Annotated in this window: 16 protein-coding genes; 6 read left to right on the plus strand and 10 right to left on the minus strand. The window is 62.7% G+C overall.

The window, feature by feature from the left end:
- Window positions 1-56: 56 nt before the first annotated feature.
- The 3 genes from F3H95_RS16525 (at window position 57) to F3H95_RS16535 (ending at window position 2,342) form a co-directional block, all read left to right on the plus strand.
- Entirely contained in the window at window positions 57-368 is a 312-nt protein-coding gene (locus F3H95_RS16525; RefSeq protein ID WP_143127995.1) for a flagellar basal body protein, read from the plus strand.
- A 230-nt stretch (window positions 369-598) separates the two neighbouring features.
- Window positions 599-1,846: an MFS transporter gene (locus F3H95_RS16530; protein ID WP_149746802.1), complete on the plus strand. Its 1,248-nt coding sequence runs from the start codon at window positions 599-601 to the stop codon at window positions 1,844-1,846.
- A gap of 67 nt (window positions 1,847-1,913) precedes the next feature.
- On the plus strand, window positions 1,914-2,342 hold the full coding sequence (locus F3H95_RS16535) for a plastocyanin/azurin family copper-binding protein (protein WP_149746803.1): 429 nt from the start codon (window positions 1,914-1,916) through the stop codon (window positions 2,340-2,342).
- A 151-nt stretch (window positions 2,343-2,493) separates the two neighbouring features.
- On the opposite strand, the gene F3H95_RS16540 is transcribed toward F3H95_RS16535, so the two are convergent.
- From F3H95_RS16540 to F3H95_RS16560, 5 genes are all read right to left on the minus strand, one after another.
- The gene (locus F3H95_RS16540; RefSeq protein WP_143127998.1) at window positions 2,494-2,838 is read right to left on the minus strand and encodes a hypothetical protein; all 345 of its coding nucleotides are present in this window, start codon (window positions 2,836-2,838) and stop codon (window positions 2,494-2,496) included.
- Between the two features lie 456 nt (window positions 2,839-3,294).
- Window positions 3,295-4,119: a ferredoxin--NADP reductase gene (locus F3H95_RS16545; protein ID WP_142880971.1), complete on the minus strand. Its 825-nt coding sequence runs from the start codon at window positions 4,117-4,119 to the stop codon at window positions 3,295-3,297.
- A 126-nt stretch (window positions 4,120-4,245) separates the two neighbouring features.
- Complete coding sequence (locus F3H95_RS16550; RefSeq protein WP_142880972.1) at window positions 4,246-4,749, minus strand: DUF934 domain-containing protein; 504 nt, start codon at window positions 4,747-4,749, stop codon at window positions 4,246-4,248.
- A 16-nt stretch (window positions 4,750-4,765) separates the two neighbouring features.
- On the minus strand, window positions 4,766-6,436 hold the full coding sequence (locus F3H95_RS16555) for a nitrite/sulfite reductase (RefSeq protein WP_149746804.1): 1,671 nt from the start codon (window positions 6,434-6,436) through the stop codon (window positions 4,766-4,768).
- 8 nt (window positions 6,437-6,444) lie between these two features.
- Window positions 6,445-6,759, minus strand: a complete 315-nt coding sequence (locus F3H95_RS16560; protein WP_149746805.1) for a DUF2849 domain-containing protein — start codon at window positions 6,757-6,759, stop codon at window positions 6,445-6,447.
- 309 nt (window positions 6,760-7,068) lie between these two features.
- Between F3H95_RS16560 and F3H95_RS16565 the strand changes: the two genes are divergently transcribed.
- From F3H95_RS16565 to F3H95_RS16575, 3 genes are read left to right on the plus strand one after another with little or no spacing between them, the layout of a single operon-like run.
- Entirely contained in the window at window positions 7,069-7,656 is a 588-nt protein-coding gene (locus tag F3H95_RS16565; RefSeq protein WP_142880975.1) for a nucleoside deaminase, read from the plus strand.
- A gap of 24 nt (window positions 7,657-7,680) precedes the next feature.
- Window positions 7,681-8,511: a nucleoside triphosphate pyrophosphohydrolase gene (gene mazG / locus F3H95_RS16570; protein WP_149746806.1), complete on the plus strand. Its 831-nt coding sequence runs from the start codon at window positions 7,681-7,683 to the stop codon at window positions 8,509-8,511.
- A gap of 36 nt (window positions 8,512-8,547) precedes the next feature.
- Complete coding sequence (locus F3H95_RS16575) at window positions 8,548-9,138, plus strand: hypothetical protein (RefSeq protein ID WP_149746807.1); 591 nt, start codon at window positions 8,548-8,550, stop codon at window positions 9,136-9,138.
- 5 nt (window positions 9,139-9,143) lie between these two features.
- Here F3H95_RS16575 and hflX read toward each other — a convergent pair whose 3' ends face one another.
- The 5 genes from hflX to F3H95_RS16600 all read right to left on the minus strand — a co-directional run bounded on the left by hflX (window position 9,144) and on the right by F3H95_RS16600 (window position 16,348).
- Window positions 9,144-10,505, minus strand: a complete 1,362-nt coding sequence (hflX, locus tag F3H95_RS16580) for a GTPase HflX (RefSeq protein ID WP_149746808.1) — start codon at window positions 10,503-10,505, stop codon at window positions 9,144-9,146.
- A gap of 222 nt (window positions 10,506-10,727) precedes the next feature.
- On the minus strand, window positions 10,728-10,970 hold the full coding sequence (hfq, locus tag F3H95_RS16585) for an RNA chaperone Hfq (RefSeq protein WP_037155370.1): 243 nt from the start codon (window positions 10,968-10,970) through the stop codon (window positions 10,728-10,730).
- A 324-nt stretch (window positions 10,971-11,294) separates the two neighbouring features.
- Window positions 11,295-12,671, minus strand: a complete 1,377-nt coding sequence (trkA, locus tag F3H95_RS16590) for a Trk system potassium transporter TrkA (protein ID WP_149746809.1) — start codon at window positions 12,669-12,671, stop codon at window positions 11,295-11,297.
- A 52-nt stretch (window positions 12,672-12,723) separates the two neighbouring features.
- On the minus strand, window positions 12,724-14,088 hold the full coding sequence (locus F3H95_RS16595; protein ID WP_142880980.1) for a sigma-54 dependent transcriptional regulator: 1,365 nt from the start codon (window positions 14,086-14,088) through the stop codon (window positions 12,724-12,726).
- Window positions 14,078-16,348 (minus strand): PAS domain-containing sensor histidine kinase, encoded by a 2,271-nt coding sequence (locus F3H95_RS16600; RefSeq protein WP_142880981.1) that lies wholly within the window; start codon window positions 16,346-16,348, stop codon window positions 14,078-14,080. The genes F3H95_RS16595 and F3H95_RS16600 overlap by 11 nt, the downstream gene beginning before the upstream one ends.
- Window positions 16,349-16,357 lie beyond the last annotated feature (9 nt).

Here is a 16,357-nt window from a genome sequence, read left to right on the forward strand (position 1 = left end):
TGATCCGGTCGCTATACTCCGGCCCCAGGCATATTTGCCCGGAGAGGTGGGGAAGGATGACACTGAGCGCCGTGAGCAACACCGCATTGTCGGGCATGCAGGCACAGCTTATGCGGCTTTCCGCCACGGCCAACAACGTTGCCAATGCCGATACCACCGGCTATTCCCGCCTCTCCACCCAATTCTCCACCAGCCCGACCGGAGGCGTGACGGCACAGGTGAAACCGTCCGACACGGCGCAAGGCAGCGAGCCGCTTCAGGACATGCTCGCACAGACCGAGGCGTCGATCGGCTTCAGGGCGAACGCCATGGTATTCGAGACCGGTGCCGATCTGTGGCAGATGCTCTCATCGATCAACAGAAGCTAGAGTATGCCGGCGAAAGTGGGGACCGGTTTCGCGTCCGGAATTGCTTGAAAACAAAAAAGATGGAGCGTATCGGGCGATTGCGTGTTCGCCGGAAACGCTCCAATGCAGCCGACAAACGCATTTTGGTCACGGCGCCAGGTCAACGGAACGTGAAGGAACATTTTCCGGCGGCAGCAACCATGTTCCAGGCCGCGCATTAAGGATGCGGCTTTCACAACATCTGGTTCCCGATGTCCGTCGCGTCCTCTCCGCAAACCGGATCTTCGTCCGGCTTCCTCACCGACCGTTCTCTTGTTGCCCTTGCCGTGCTGAACTTCTTCCTGGCAGATGCGCGGGATGGGCTGGGGCCGTTTCTGGATGCCTTTCTCGCCACGAATGGCTGGTCGTCCATGGCGCTTGGCGCCATCGCCACCGCCGGTGGGCTGATCGGTCTCGTTGCAACGCCGATCTTCGGCGAACTGGTCGATAACAGCCGCTGGAAACGCGCCCTGATCGCAGGTCCGGTGATCTTCGTCACCATCGCGGCTCTCGTCACCCTCCTCTCTCCAAACCCCGCCGTGGTGTGGTTCGGGCAGATGGGCACGGCCCTCGTCGGCGCCGTCATCGGGCCGGCACTCGCCGGCCTCACGCTCGGCCTTGTCGGAGAACGGCTGTTTGCCCGGCAGATCGCCCGCAACGAATTCTGGAACCACGGCGGTAATTTTCTCTCGCTTTTCGCCGTGTTTCTCGTGGTGCCGGCTTTCGGCACCGGCGGCATGACCTGGCTGATGATCGCAACCGCCCTCGGAACGCTTGCCGCCATCGTCGCGATCGATCCGAACCGCATCGACCATGATGTGGCGCGCGGCCTGGACAAGGATGCGGGCAGCCATGCCCCATCGGGCATCCGTGTTCTCCTGAGGGAACGCGGCCTTCTGCTTTTGGCGATCATTCTCCTCATCTTCCATTTCGGCAATGCCCCGATGGGGCGTCTGATCGCCCAGGATTTCGCGCTGGAACTGCAGACACCGTTTCGCACGACGGCCATCATCACCGGCGTCGCCCAGGCTGCGATGATCCTCGTGGCCGCGCTTGCGCCGATGCTGATCCGGCGTTTCGGTCTGTTGTTGATCTTCCTCGTTGCACTGAGTGCGCTGCCGCTGCGCGGCCTGCTGGCCGGCAGCTTTTCCGGATTCTGGGTGATCTATCCCGTGCAATTCCTCGATGGCGTCGGCGCCGGCCTGCTCGGAATCCTGACGCCGGTCGCCGTCGAACACATGCTGAAGGGCACCGGCCGCTTCAACCTCGGCCTCGCCTCCGTCATGACGATCCAGGGCGTCGGCGCCTCGCTCAGCAATGTGGTGGCCGGCTGGCTGGTAACGAAGGGCGGCTTTGCACTGTCGCATTTCGTGGGCGGCGGCATCGCCTTCCTCGCGATGATCATCTTCATCCTGTTCCGGAGAGATATCATCGTCGACGACAAGGCGTCGCAGACATAGCCGGCCTTCAGGATGCTGTCAGCTTTCGGGTCCATCGTTCCCCCGGCTGACACACGGAGAAAACCCCATGGCCTTTTCACTGCGCTATTCCACACTCGTTGCCGCCTCGCTGCTGCTTTCCACCCAGGCCTTCGCGGCCAGCACCATCATGGTGAAGGAAGATGGCGAAGGTGGTGGCCCGATGACGATCACGCTTGACCGCACCACAGTGCCGGCCGGCGACGTGACGTTCAAGGTGCACAACGACGCCATGACCGAAGAGCACGAAATGGTGCTGATCAAGCTGAAATCGGCCGATCAGACGATCCCGGTCAATGCCGCCAAGCACCGTGTCGATGAATCGAAACTGAAGAGCCTCGGCGAAGTGGCAGACCTGAAGGCCGGCAAGGACGGCCAGTTGAAGGTGAAGCTGGCGGCCGGCGAGTACCTGCTGCTCTGCAACATCAAGGGGCACTTCGAAGCCGGAATGAAGGCCCGCCTGACAGTGACCCCGTAAGACCGATCGGCGGCATGCCACGCACGCCATCGCCGCATAGAGCGCGGGCCGCACCCGACCGAGAGCGGCCCGTTGCGTTCGCGAACACCCGGCCTGCCCCGCGTTACGCTTGACGAACGCCACAACGGCTAATCTTCAGAGACGCACACTGTCATTCGATTGTGTAGGTTCCGACCTCGCACACATCCAGCTTGTCGCTGACATTCTCATAGCCCTGCTGGTAATCGGGCGCCTCGAACTCCGCGAAGATCGAGTAGAGGCAGGTCTTGCCGTCCGTCGGCACGACCAGGGTCCGGGACTTGCCGGCCGCCAGACCGCGCTTCTTCAGCAATTCAACCTTCTGGCCCTTGCCATCCGCCGGCCGCACGGTGAAGCGGATGATCATGCCATCCGTCTTGTTCTCCAGCACCAGTTCCTCATTGGCCTGCGCCACGAGAGGCAGCAGCAAAAAGCTCGCCCCCATCAGGGTCGAGAGCAAAAAGGCGGCAGCGCGCATTCAGGTCATCTCCGATCACAGAATGTCAAAACCTCGCATGAGGATCAGCAGCCTCACAAGCGGGTGATCGCCGGCTGGGATTTTATGTCAGTTGTCTGGGACGCGATGTTGGCGCCGTCCTGGACAGGCCGCAGGCGAATAGTTGCCATCATGGGCGGGAAATACGGCTGCAAGCGCCCGACCGTATCCGCGCCCGGCCCCTCGCCTTTGGGCTCAGGGCGTCCGTCACTGCCATCGATTCACTGGATCGATGGCTCGGGCGCAAGCGCCCGACCGTTCTTGCCCGGCCCCTCGCTTTGGCTCGCGGCGTTCGTCACTGCCATCGATTCACTGGATCGATGGCTCGGGCGCAAGCGCCCGACCGCTCCTGCCCGGCCCCTCGCTTTGGCTCGCGGCGTTCGTCACTGCCATCGATTCACTGGATCGATGGCTCGGGCGCAAGCGCCCGACCGTTCCTCACCCCACAAATGCCCGTTCGATGACGAATTCGGCGGGCTTGTTGTTGGCGCCTTCCGTCAGGCCCGCCTTTTCCAGGAGGTCCTTGGTGTCCTTCAACATGACAGAGGAGCCGCAGATCATGCCGCGGTCCACCGCCGGATCAAGGGCCGGCACGCCGAGATCGGCAAACAGCTTGCCATTCGCCATCAGGTCGGTGATGCGGCCCTGGAACGGGTAGTCTTCGCGCGTCACGGTGGCATAATGCTTCAGCTTGTCGCCCACCACTTCGGCCAGGAATTCGTGATTGCGGATCTCTTCCACGAGGTCGAAACCGTATTTCAGCTCTGCCACCTCGCGGCAGGTGTGGGTGAGGATCACTTCCTCAAATTTTTCGTAGGTTTCCGGATCCCGGATCAGGCTGGCGAAGGGTGCAATGCCGGTGCCGGTCGAGAACATGTAGAGGCGCTTGCCGGGGGTGAGCGCATCGAGCACCAGGGTGCCCGTAGGCTTCTTGCGCATCAGCACCGTGTCGCCCGGCTTGATCTTCTGCAAGTGCGAGGTCAGCGGGCCATCCGGCACCTTGATGGAAAAGAATTCCAGCTCCTCGTCCCAGGAGGGGCTTGCGATCGAATAGGCGCGGTAGATCGGCTTGTCGCCGACCATCAGGCCGATCATGGCAAACTCGCCGGAACGGAAGCGGAAGCCGGCCGGCCGCGTCATGCGGAAGCGGAACAGACGATCGGTATAATGCTCCACCGACAGCACCGTTTCGGCATAAACACCGTCCGGAATCTTCGCGACTGCCTGTTCGGCAAATTCTTCGGTCTTGGCGGAAACGTTCATGTCCGTCGTCTCGTCTCATGGAGTTGTTTTGCGCATGCGAAATATACCATGCGCGCGCATTTTTGAAGGCATCCGCGTTCTTATGCCGCGGATGCGAGAAAAAATATGCCTTTGCTCGTCAGGTTTTCAGGCCGAGCGACGCCGCCAGCTATAGGCCTCGCCGCCAGCTGCAGCACGTGCCGTCGGCTGATAATGGACGGAGATGCCCGGCAGCCGGTTCTCCGCAAGGCGCTTCAGCGCGGTGGCATTGGTCACCGCAAAACTGTCGAAGCCGCAGCGCAGCATCAGCGGCACCTGGTCGATCAGCACATCGCCCACCGCACGCAGCTCGTTCTTGTAGGCCAGACGCTCGCGCAGAAGAGAGGCGTGGCTGAAACCGCGCCCGTCGTTGAAGGCCGGGAATTGTACCGCCACCAGTTCCAGCCGGTAGAGATAAGGCTCCAGCCGGCGGACGTCGTCTGCCGGCTTCACCAGCACACCGAAGCCAACCTCGTTGCTGCTATCGGCCACTTCGATCAGTTGGTCGATGGAGAGCAGCGGACGTTCATCGCCCTCTGCCTTCCGCTCGTCCGTCTCGATGACCCAGGGATCGTTCTCGACGAAACCGGTTTCTGTCCAGATGCGTGTCATGTCGCTGTTCCCTGCCTCAGGCTGCCTTGGCCGTTTCGCCGTAGAGCGCATCCTTGAACGGCTGCGGCCCGACACGACGATAGGCTTCGAGGAAGGTTTCCTCCTTCGACAGGCGCAGGCCGAGATAGGTATCGACGACCTTCTCCACGGCATCCGTCACCTTCTCCGGCTCGAAGCCGCGGCCGATGATTTCGCCGATCGAGGTGTGCTCGTCGGCGGAACCGCCGAGCGTGATCTGGTAGAGTTCGGCGCCCTTCTTCTCCACCCCGAGCAGGCCGATATGGCCGACATGGTGATGGCCGCAGGCATTGATGCAGCCGGAGATCTTGATCTTCAACTCGCCGATCTCGGCCTGGCGCGCCGCCGAGCCGAAGCGCGAGGATATGGCCTGGGCCACCGGAATGGAGCGGGCATTGGCAAGCGCACAGTAGTCGAGCCCGGGACAGGCGATGATATCGGTGATCAACCCGGCATTGGCGGTGGCCAGCCCCTGCGCCGCCAGCGCCCGATAGACGGGCTCCAGATCGGCCAGCGCCACATGCGGAAGGATGACGTTCTGCTCGTGGCTGATGCGGATTTCGTCGAAGGCATATTCCTCGGCGATCTCGGCAATCGCCTCCATCTGCACATCCGTCGCGTCGCCCGGAATGCCGCCGATCGGCTTCAGCGAAATGGTCACCATGCCGTAATCGGGATGCTTGTGCGGCTGCACATTCTGCTGCACCCAGCGGGCAAAGCCCTCGTCTGCCTTCTTCCAGCCGGCAAGCTGCGCCCAGCCTTCCGGCCGGTCTGCAAGCGCCGGTGGCGCGAAATAGGCGATGATCGCCTGGATATCGGCCTCCGGCAGCGTCAGTTCCGCGCCTTGCAGATGGGCGAATTCTTCCTCCACCTGGCGCGCCAGTTCCTCCGTGCCGGTTTCGTGCACGAGGATCTTGATGCGGGCCTTGTACTTGTTGTCACGCCGGCCATGCAGGTTGTACACGCGCATGATCGCCGTGGTGTAGGACAGAAGGTCGGCTTCCGGCAGGAAGTCGCGGATCTTCTTTGCCACCATCGGCGTGCGGCCCTGCCCGCCGCCGACATAGACCGCAAAGCCGATCTCGCCCTGATCGTTCTTCTTCAGATGCAGGCCGACGTCATGCACCTGGATCGCCGCGCGGTCGCGCTCGGCACCGGTCACGGCAATCTTGAACTTGCGCGGCAGGAAGGAAAACTCCGGATGCACGGACGACCACTGACGCAGGATTTCCGCATAGGGGCGCGGATCGGCCACCTCGTCGGCGGCGGCACCGGCAAAATGGTCCGCCGTCACGTTGCGAATACAGTTGCCGGAGGTTTGCAGCGCATGCATTTCCACCGAGGCAAGCTCGGCGAGGATGTCCGGCGTGTCCGACAGTTTCGGCCAGTTATACTGGATGTTCTGGCGCGTGGTGAAGTGACCGTAGCCGCGATCATACTTGCGCGCGATATGCGCGAGCATCCGCATCTGACGGGCATTCAGCGTGCCATAGGGAATGGCGACGCGCAGCATATAGGCATGCAGCTGCAGATAGACGCCATTCATCAGGCGCAGCGGCTTGAACGCATCCTCGGCCAGTTCACCGGACAGGCGGCGGGCCACCTGATCACGGAACTGTTCCACGCGACTGGACACAAAGGCGTGGTCGAACTCATCGTAACGATACATGAAATTCCTCAGGCAGCGATGAAGGCGGGATCGGCCGGTGCGAAACCGCTGGCATAGTCCATGGTCGGGCCGGCGGCACGGATGCGCTCGCGCAGACGCAAGGGTCGGATCTGCCCGGACACCTCTTCCACCTCGATGACATTGACGTCAACGACAAGATTGGCCGAAAAATCGCGCTTGCCGATCGCCTCAAGCGAGGCAACAGCTTCCACATGCCGTGCGACCAGCGCATCCTGCAGCCGCTCGGTCCACTGACCGCTGGCATTCAGCCAGACGGCGATGCCGTCCGTGAGCCGGTTTGCGGTCAGAACCTTGTCTGTCATGGCCATGCCTTCCTGTGCGTCATGGTTCGGGATCCCGAAGGGGAAGCCTGCGTCGGAATCCGAACTTCTTTTCCACTGTGCCCAGATTATGTCAGAACCGTCCAGAGGCTTGAAGAAACGCAAATCCTTCCTGATTGGACCTGTGGCATTTCTGTTCCGGCATCGCCGGGAAGCGGAGAAAATGCACCCGCTGCAGCAGGGCGCCGGCCTTCTCCACACGCGGCATGTGCTCCTAGCCGAAAAGGGATTTCCCGCAGCGCACACAGCGCTTAAGGTGGAGATCGACAACAAGATTTGAGGACATCGCCCGTGAGCACTGCCACCATCGCCGCCCGTCTGCTGGACGTTATCGAAAACGACATTCTTCCCTTGACGGAACGGGGCGTCGCGGCCGGCAACAAGGTGTTCGGCGCGGCGATCCTGCGCAAGTCGGATCTGTCGCTGGTGCTGGCGGAGACAAACAACGAGCTGGAAAACCCGCTCTGGCACGGCGAAGTGCATACGCTGAAGCGGTTCTACGAACGGGGCGAGGTTCCGGATACCCGCGACCTGATCTTCCTCTCCACGCACGAACCCTGCACCATGTGCATGTCGGCGATCACTTGGGCGGGCTTTGACAATTTCTATTACTTCTTCAGCCACGAGGATTCGCGCGACGCCTTCGCCATTCCGCACGACCTGAAGATCCTGAAAGAGGTGTTCGATCTGGAGCCCGGCGGCTATCGCCGCCACAACGCCTTCTGGAACGCCTTTGCGATTGCCGATCTGGCCGAGACGGAAGAGGTAGCGGTGCGCGACGCTCTGAAGGCGCGGATCGCCGCGATCAAGGCGCGCTACGATGCGCTCTCCGAGACCTATCAGGCCAGCAAGGCCGACAACAAGATTCCCCTGAACTGACGCCTGCCGCAAAGGATCGGAACCATGGAGCCCTCCAAGGATATCGCGCGCCTGCTCGACCTCATGGCAGCGCTGCGTCACCCGCACACCGGCTGCCCCTGGGATGTCGAGCAGACCTTCGAGACGATCAAGCCCTACACGATCGAGGAAGCCTATGAGGTGGCGGACGCCATCGAGCGCAATGATCTGGACGATCTCAAGGATGAGCTGGGCGACCTGCTGTTCCAGGTGGTGTTTCATGCGCAGATGGCCTCGGAAGCCGGGGCGTTTTCGTTCGGCGACGTGGTGGAAGCCGTCATGACCAAGATGATCCGCCGCCATCCGCATGTCTTCGCCCGCTCTGACGCGGCCACGCCGGAAGCCGTGAAGGTGCAGTGGGACGAGATCAAGTCCGCCGAAAAACGAGAGCGCGCCGAACGCCGCGCCCGCCGCGGCATCACCGAGGATGTCAAGGCAGGCTTCCTCGGTTCCGTGCAGCGCAGCCAGCCGGCCCTGACGGAGGCCCTCAAACTGCAGGAGCGCGCCGCCAAGGTGGGCTTCGACTGGTCGGAAGCCGAACCGATCCTCGACAAGATCGAGGAGGAAATCGAGGAGCTGCGCGCGGCACTGAAATCCGGCGCACCGGATAAAGTAAAGGATGAACTGGGCGACCTGATCTTCGCCCTCGTCAATATCGGGCGCCACGTCAAAGCAGATCCGGAGCAATCCCTGCGCGGAACCAATACAAAATTCCGTCGTCGATTCAGCCATATAGAAACATCGCTTCAGGCGATGAATGTTTCACTTGAAGATGCATCGCTGGAGCAGATGGAAGGACTCTGGCAGGCGGCGAAGCAGCTTGAGAGACAAGACTGAGAACGTGATTCAACCGAGCAGAAAAGGCGGCAAGGCATGCGGCTGCGCCATATCCTGATCGGCGGCACCTCGCATGCCGGCAAATCCACGCTGGCGGCGGAACTTGGCAGACGGCTTCGATGGACGGTGGATTCGACAGATGCCATTGCCCGCCATCCGGGTCGGCCCTGGCCGGAGTTGCGGCCGCAGGTCGGCGAATTTTACAGGTCCCTGTCGCCTGAGACGATCCACTGGTTCCTGAAGGTGCACCACGACAACATGTGGCCGCTGATCTTGCAGCGCCTGGCTTCCGTTGCCGCAGACGGCGGCACGCTTGTCCTTGAGGGTTCGGCGCTCCGCCCGGAACGGATGGCTGCGCTTGTCTCAAGCGATCTGTTCGCCTGCCTGCTGCATATTGCGCCGGACCGCCTGACCGAGCGGATGTACATTGCCTCCGAGTATCGGAATCGGGACAGCGACAGTCGGCTGATCATCGACAGGTTCCTCGAACGATCGATCCGGGACGGCAGTGAGGTGTACGAAAGCGCGCGGCAACACGGTGTGCCGATCTTCGATGCCGAACAGACGGACCTGCCGGAGGCTGTCTTCCACGCCCTCGCCCAGCAAGGCACGCGGCCAGACGAATGACGCCCCTACCGCTCCCAGTCTTCCCGCTCGCGCACCGGCATCACGCCGAGCTTGCGCTCCAGCGCATTGGCCTGCTCCGCCGACAGGCGCAGGTCGAAGGCGACCGAGCCATCCTCGCGATCCTCCCGGTGCTCCACCATGGCATTCTGATAGATCCACGAAATCAGGCCGAGCTTTTCCGGCGGCAGAACCACGGTGGCTTCGGTCACGACGCCGGACAGGCGCCGGGCAATCTCGTCCATCAGCGGATCGATACCCTCGCCGGTGATGGCGGAGACGGCCATCACATTGTCGCGGCCGGCGGCCTTCTCGGCCACTGCGTCATGGGCTTCCGGCTCCAGCCGGTCGATCTTGTTCCAGACTTCGAGAATGCGGTCATTGCGCTCCTTCTCGTCGATGCCGAGATCGTCGAGGATGCGCAGCACGTCGGCGGACTGGGCAGCATTGTCCGGGTCGGACATGTCGCGCACATGCAGGATGAGATCCGCTTCCAGCACCTCTTCCAGCGTGGCGCGGAAGGCCGCGACCAGATGCGTCGGCAGGTCGGAGATGAAACCGACGGTATCGGAGACAATCACCGTGCGGCCATGCGGCAGCTTCAGGCGGCGCAGCGTCGGGTCGAGCGTGGCAAACAGCATGTCCTCGGCCAGCACGCCGGCACCGGTGATGCGGTTGAAAAGCGTCGACTTGCCGGCATTGGTATAGCCGACCAGCGCCACAATCGGGTGCGGCACCTTGCGGCGCTTGGCACGATGCAACTGGCGGGTGCGCACCACCTGCTCCAGTTCGCGCTCCAGCCGAACGATCCGGTCCTGCAGCAGGCGGCGGTCGGCTTCGATCTGGGTTTCACCGGGGCCGCCCATAAAGCCCGCGCCGCCGCGCTGACGCTCCAGGTGGGTCCAGCTGCGGACCAGCCGGCCCTTCTGATAGTTGAGATGCGCGAGGTCGACCTGCAGCGTACCTTCCTTGGTGGAGGCCCGGCGGCCGAAGATCTCCAGAATGAGGCCGGTGCGGTCGATGACCTTGGCGTTCCATTCCTTCTCGAGATTGCGCTGCTGCACCGGTGTCAGCGGATGATCGACAATGACGAGGCCGGCATCCCGCTCGTCGAGCAGTGCCTTGATCTCCTCGATCTTGCCCGTACCGATCAAGGTCGCCGGTCGCGGCTGGCCGACCGGCACGATCAGTCCCTGGGCAATCGTCAGTTCGATGGCGCGCGCAAGGCCCACGGCCTCTTCCAGCCGGCTCTCGTCGGAGCGACGCGGCGAGGACAGAGCGGCCTCGCCCTGGGGCGCGCGGGCCGGACGGTTCTGCTTGAGAACGGGCACGAGCACGACGGCGCGCATGTCGTCGCGCCGTTTCTCCATGTCCGGAACGATGGATTCGTTGCTGGTATCGCGAATGCTGATGGCCTTGGTCCTTCAGGAGAGCGCCACAGACGTTGCGCGATGCCGGCGCAAGCCGCCGCTTGGGGCATGCGAGCCGGCAACATTGAGCCGCGTCGTGGGAAAACTGTCTGACCGCCTAGATGGGACGATCAGACAGACAATTCAACCCATCGGCTTCGGCATCCGCAGGGCGCGAAACGATCAGGCCGCGTTTTCTTCGCTTTCGAACATCTGCATCGGCTGTCCCGGCATGATGGTCGAAATGGCGTGCTTGTAGACCAGCTGCGAATGTCCATCGCGGCGCAGCAGCACGCAGAAATTATCGAAGGAGGTGACAACCCCCGTCAGTTTGACACCATTGATCAAAAAGATGGTGAGAGAAATCTTTTGCTTCCGGACCGTGTTGAGAAAAAGGTCCTGAAGATTCTGAGAACGTTCCGCCATGGCGCCGCTTCTTTCTTTCTTTGTTGCCGGCCGGATCGCCGGGAATGATCACGCGTGGAAGGCCAGCCGGAAACCCTCTCCTGTCTCCGCCGCCCGCATGACTGGTTATCAAATCGCCGTCTTTTCCGCAACGCCGAATAAACCATGCCATAGAACTGCTTGGCGAGCTGTTCCGCGCTCTGACACACGTCTCAAAGCGCTTTCCGCCATGGCTGACGGAAAGCTGCGGCGTGCGGGAAAGGAAGGCTGGCGGCAGAGCCTTGTCGGGCTATCCACAGGCAATTGCGGCTGCCCCGAAAGCGAGCGATGGGCTGGCCCCGCCCCTCAGAAGTACTGGATGGAGACCCGGAACAGCTGCTCGACATGGCGCACGGTACCGGCGGTCGCAAACAGCACCACGCGATCCTTCGCGCGGATCCGGGTGTCGCCGTTCGGGCGAATGACCTGGCCGTCGCGTAGAAGCGCGCCAATGCGGATGCCAGCCGGCAGATCCAGCTGGCGAAAGGCGCGCCCGACCAGCGGCGAGGTTTCCAATGCTTCCGCCTCGATGACCTCGGCAGCGCCATTCTGCACCGCGTAGACCGAACGAATGCGCCCCTTGCGGACGTGCTGCAGCACGCGGGAAATCGTGACGGCCCTGGGATTGATCAGCGAATCAATGTTGAGCGACCGCGTTACCTCGCCCAGCGACGACGAGTTGACCAGCGACAGATTGGACCTGCAGCCAAGCGCCTTGGCCATCACCGCGCCCAGAATGTTCACCTGGTCATTGTTGGTGAGCGTCACCATCAGGTCCGCATCCTGGATGTCTGCCTGCTGGAGAATGGCCTGGTCGAGCGCGGAACCGTGCAGCACGATCGTGTGGCGCAACTGCTCGGAAATCGCCACCGCCCGCTCGCGGTCGCTTTCGATGATCTTGATGCGGGTCTTCGGCTGCATCTCCTCGATGCGGCGAGCGACATAGGTGCCGATATTGCCGCCGCCGGCAATCACGATCCGGGCCGCTTCCTGTTCCTCATGCCCGAACAGGCCCAGTGTCCGACGCGTGTGATCGCGCTGGCAGATGACATAGGCAAGGTCGCCCGCATGCAACTGATCTCCGGACCGCGGTACGCTCAACCGTCCCTGGCGATAGACGCCAACGACGGTGGCCACCAGATCCGGAAACAGCTGGCTCAACTGCTCAAGCGGCGTGTTGATGACCGGGCAGTCTTCCATGCATTCGATCGCCACCATGGCGATCTGGTCTTCCGCAAACCGCGCCACATCGGTGGCGCCGGGAAAGGAGATACGCCGCAGCACCATCTTGCCCACCTCGACCTCCGGAGAGATCGTCACGTCGATGGACATGTTCTTGCTGCTGAAGAGATCGGCATATTCCGGCAGAAGATAACTCTGCGACCGTATACGGGCGATCTTGGTCGGCACGCTGAACAGCGCATGCGCCACCTCGCAGGCGACGATATTGACCTCGTCATAGAGCGTGACGGCGATGATCATGTCGGCATCCTCCGCCCCGGCCCGCGCCAGGACATCGGGATGCGCGCCGTGCCCCACATAGCCGCGCACATCGAGCGTATCGGTGATGCCGTTGATCAGGGTTGCGGAGGTATCGATGACGGAGACTTCGTTGTCCTCCTGCGACAGGCGTTCGGCAATGCCGTATCCCACCTGCCCCGCCCCGCATATGATGACCTTCATGCCGTCCCCCCTGCCATGCCGCCCCTCGGCACGGCCCGGCCTTAACCTAGCCTCAGACGCCGAGCGACTTCAACTTGCGGTGCAGCGCAGAACGCTCCATGCCGACGAATTCCGCAGTCCGCGAGATATTGCCGCCGAAACGGTTGATCTGCGCCACCAGATAGTCGCGCTCGAACATTTCGCGGGCTTCGCGCAGCGGCAGCGTCATGATGTGATGATCGCCCTTGCCGGCAATCTTCGGCAGCATGTCGCCGAGATCGGTCGGCAGCATGTCGGCGGTGATCGGCGAATCGGGCCCGTCGGTGCGGGCGAGAATCATCAGCCGCTCGATGTTATTCCGCAGCTGGCGGATATTGCCCGGCCAGTCGTGCGCCTGCAGCACCGCCATCGCATCATCGCCGATCTTGCGCTGGCGGATGCCCGTCTGATCGGAGATCTGGCGCATGAACATGTCAACGAGGAAGGGAATGTCCTCGCGACGCTCCGCAAGCGACGGCACCTTGATCGGAACGACCGCCAGACGATGGTAAAGGTCCTCGCGGAAAATCCCCTCGCTGATCAGGTTTTCCAGATTGTAGGCGGTCGACGAGATGATGCGGACATCGACCTTCACCCGCTTGGAACCGCCGACACGCTCGAACTGCTGGTCGACAAGAACACGGAGAATCTTGTTCTGCGTCTCGCGCGGCATTTCGCCGACTTCGTCGAGATAGAGAATGCCGCGATGGGCCTCTTCCAGCGCGCCGATCTTGCGCGGCTGGCCGGGCCCGCCTTCGGTGCCGAACAGGGCGATCTCCATGCGCTCCGGCGTGATGGTTGCCGCGTTCAGCGCGACGAACGGGCCGGCCGAGCGCGACGAGCGCCGATGGATCATGCGCGCCACGAGTTCCTTGCCGGAGCCGGAGGGACCGAGGATCATGATGCGGCTGTTCGTCGGCGACACCTTGTCGATTGTCTGGCGCAGCTGGGAGATGGCGACCGAGGTACCGATCAGTTCCACCGCATCGCCGGTGCGCCGCTTGAGTTCCGTCACCTCGCGCCGCAGCTTGGAATTTTCCAGCGCCCGCTCGGCAATCAGGATCAGCCGGTCCGCCTTGAAGGGCTTTTCGATGAAATCGAAGGCGCCGCGCTTGATGGCGGAGACTGCCGTCTCGATATTGCCGTGTCCGGAAATCATCACCACCGGCAGGTCCGGATGGCGGGTCTTGATCTCGTCCAGCAGCGCCAGCCCGTCAAGACGGCTGCCCTGCATCCAGATGTCCAGGAACACCAGCCGCGGCACGCGGTCGGAAATGGCCGCCAGCGCGCTGTCGCTGTCATGCGCCGTGCGGGTCTCATGACCTTCATCCGACAAAATGCCCGAAACGATCTCGCGGATGTCGGCCTCGTCATCCACGACCAGAATATCAGACGCCATATGCCACTTCCTTGTCATTGCCGGTTTCGGGGGCTGCCGCAGCGGGAGGATGCGGCAGGATCACCCGGATCATGGCGCCCTTGCCATGATCGAAATCGGCGGGCGCATCGTGCAGTTCGAGCTGCCCGCCGTGTTCCTCGATGATCTTCTTGACGATGGCAAGACCGAGCCCCGTGCCCTTTTCGCGCATCGTCATGTAAGGTTCCAGAATGCGGTGCCGGTTTTCCACCGGCAGACCGCGGCCATTATCGATCACGTCCACACGAAACTGGTCGCGCGCCGCATCAAAGGCGGCCCGGACCAGAATGCGCTGCCCGTCCCGTTCCTCGTCAGCAGGCACCGCCTCGATGGATTCAACGGCATTCTTGATGAGATTGCCGAAGGCCTGTCCCAGCATGCGCGAATCGAACAGTCCCTCCAGAGGCGTCTCGCCGAGTTCGCGCTGGAACTGCACATGGCTTGCCCCCATCTCGCGCAGGAAGATCGCATCGCGCAGCACGTCACGCAGGTCCGCCCGCTCCTTGGCTGGCTTCGGCATGCGCGCGAAGGCAGAAAATTCATCGACCATGCGGCCGATATCGCCCACCTGCCGCACGATGGTATCGGTGCACTGGTCGAAAACGGCGCGGTCGCTTTCCTCGATCTGGCGGCCATAGCGCCGCTTGAGGCGTTCGGCAGAGAGCTGGATCGGCGTCAGCGGATTCTTGATCTCATGGGCAATGCGGCGCGCCACATCCGCCCAGGCCGTGGAGCGCTGGGCAATCACGAGATCGGTGATGTCATCCAGCGTGATGACATAGGATTCGGCCGCGTTGCGTTGTTCCTCGCGCGTCACCTGGACAGAGAGCGTGCGCTCCATGCCGCCGCGCATCAGGTTCACTTCCTTGCGCAGGTCGCCGCGGGCGCGTCCGGTTGCTTCCTTCAGCACCTGATCGACCTCCGGCACGATCTCGGCCAGTGAATGACCGATCAGGTCTTCGGCGGAAAGACCGAGAAGTTCCTCGGCGGAGGGATTGACGATGGAGATCCGGTGATCATCCTCGACGCCGATGACGGCGGCCGTCACGCCGGACAGCACAGCCTCGATGAAGCGACGGCGATCATCCACCTCGTCCTTGGCAACGAGAATCTCATCACGCTGGCTGCGGATCTGCGAAATCATCTTGTTGAAGGTGCGTGAAAGGTTGCCGACATCGCCATCGGCGGCGCGCACCGGCACGACGACGGAGAGATTGCCTGCCGCCACGCTGTCTGCGGCGCTGATCAGCAGCCGGATCGGACGCACGATGCGGTCGGCAACGGCAATGGCGGTCCAGATCGAGGCCAGAAGCACGATCAGCGCAAAGCCGAGATAGAGCACGGCGAAGGCAAGCTGCAGGCTGGCGCGACCGGCCTCCATTGCCTTGTATTCGGCGCGGTTGTCCTCCATCAGCCGCATGGCGCCCATGACCTTCGGATCGACGGCACGGATCGTGTAGAGGAAGGCGCCCGGGAGGGCATCCAGCTTGAGGATGGCACCGACAAGGTTCGTCACCCCAGGCGGAATGAGCGTCGGCTGACCGGCGGCCGAGCTTGCCAGCGCATCCTTCGGAATGGCGGGCAGAGGCCGGTCGGTCGGGATATCGGCCTGGGCAATCGCCGCACCGTCTTCGCGCACCAGGAAGGCTCCCAGCAACCCGCGCCCCCGGGCCTGCCGTGTCATCAACTCAACGAAGCCGGTGCGATCCAGATAAAACATCGCACGGTTGCGCTCGAGGTCATTGGCCATGGAGACCGTCTGGCCCTGCAGATAGCTCGCATTTTCCAGCATATAGGCCTGGGCCACATCGAGCGAGGACTGCACGATCGACTGCGTGCGCAGCGAGAACCAGCGATCGAGGCCCACATTCAGCGTCAGGGTTGCAAAGATCGCCACCAGCACCGCCGGCGTGATCGCGACGATGGAAAACAGCACCACGATGCGCACATGCAGCCGGGCCGCCGCCCTGCCCCGGCGCCGTGCCTTCAGCAGGCGCCCGACCTCGCGACCGATCAGGTACATCAGGCCCAGCACGAAGAGAGCGTTGAGCACAGCCGAGGCAATGACCACCTGCGAAGTGGGGGCCACCGGCGTCAGGCCAAGGAGGACGAACAGGGTTGCGATGGCGCACAGCAGCGCACCCCCCGCCAGCAGCAGGCCGGGAAGGGCAAACGAGGCCCTGCGATCCTGCACCAACGTCGCCGGATCGTCTCCGGCGGTCGTCGCAACGCCTTCATTCATCCGAAAATC

The sequence above is a fragment of the Rhizobium sp. RU35A genome (assembly GCF_900156005.1).
Classification (GTDB): domain Bacteria; phylum Pseudomonadota; class Alphaproteobacteria; order Rhizobiales; family Rhizobiaceae; genus Neorhizobium; species Neorhizobium straminoryzae.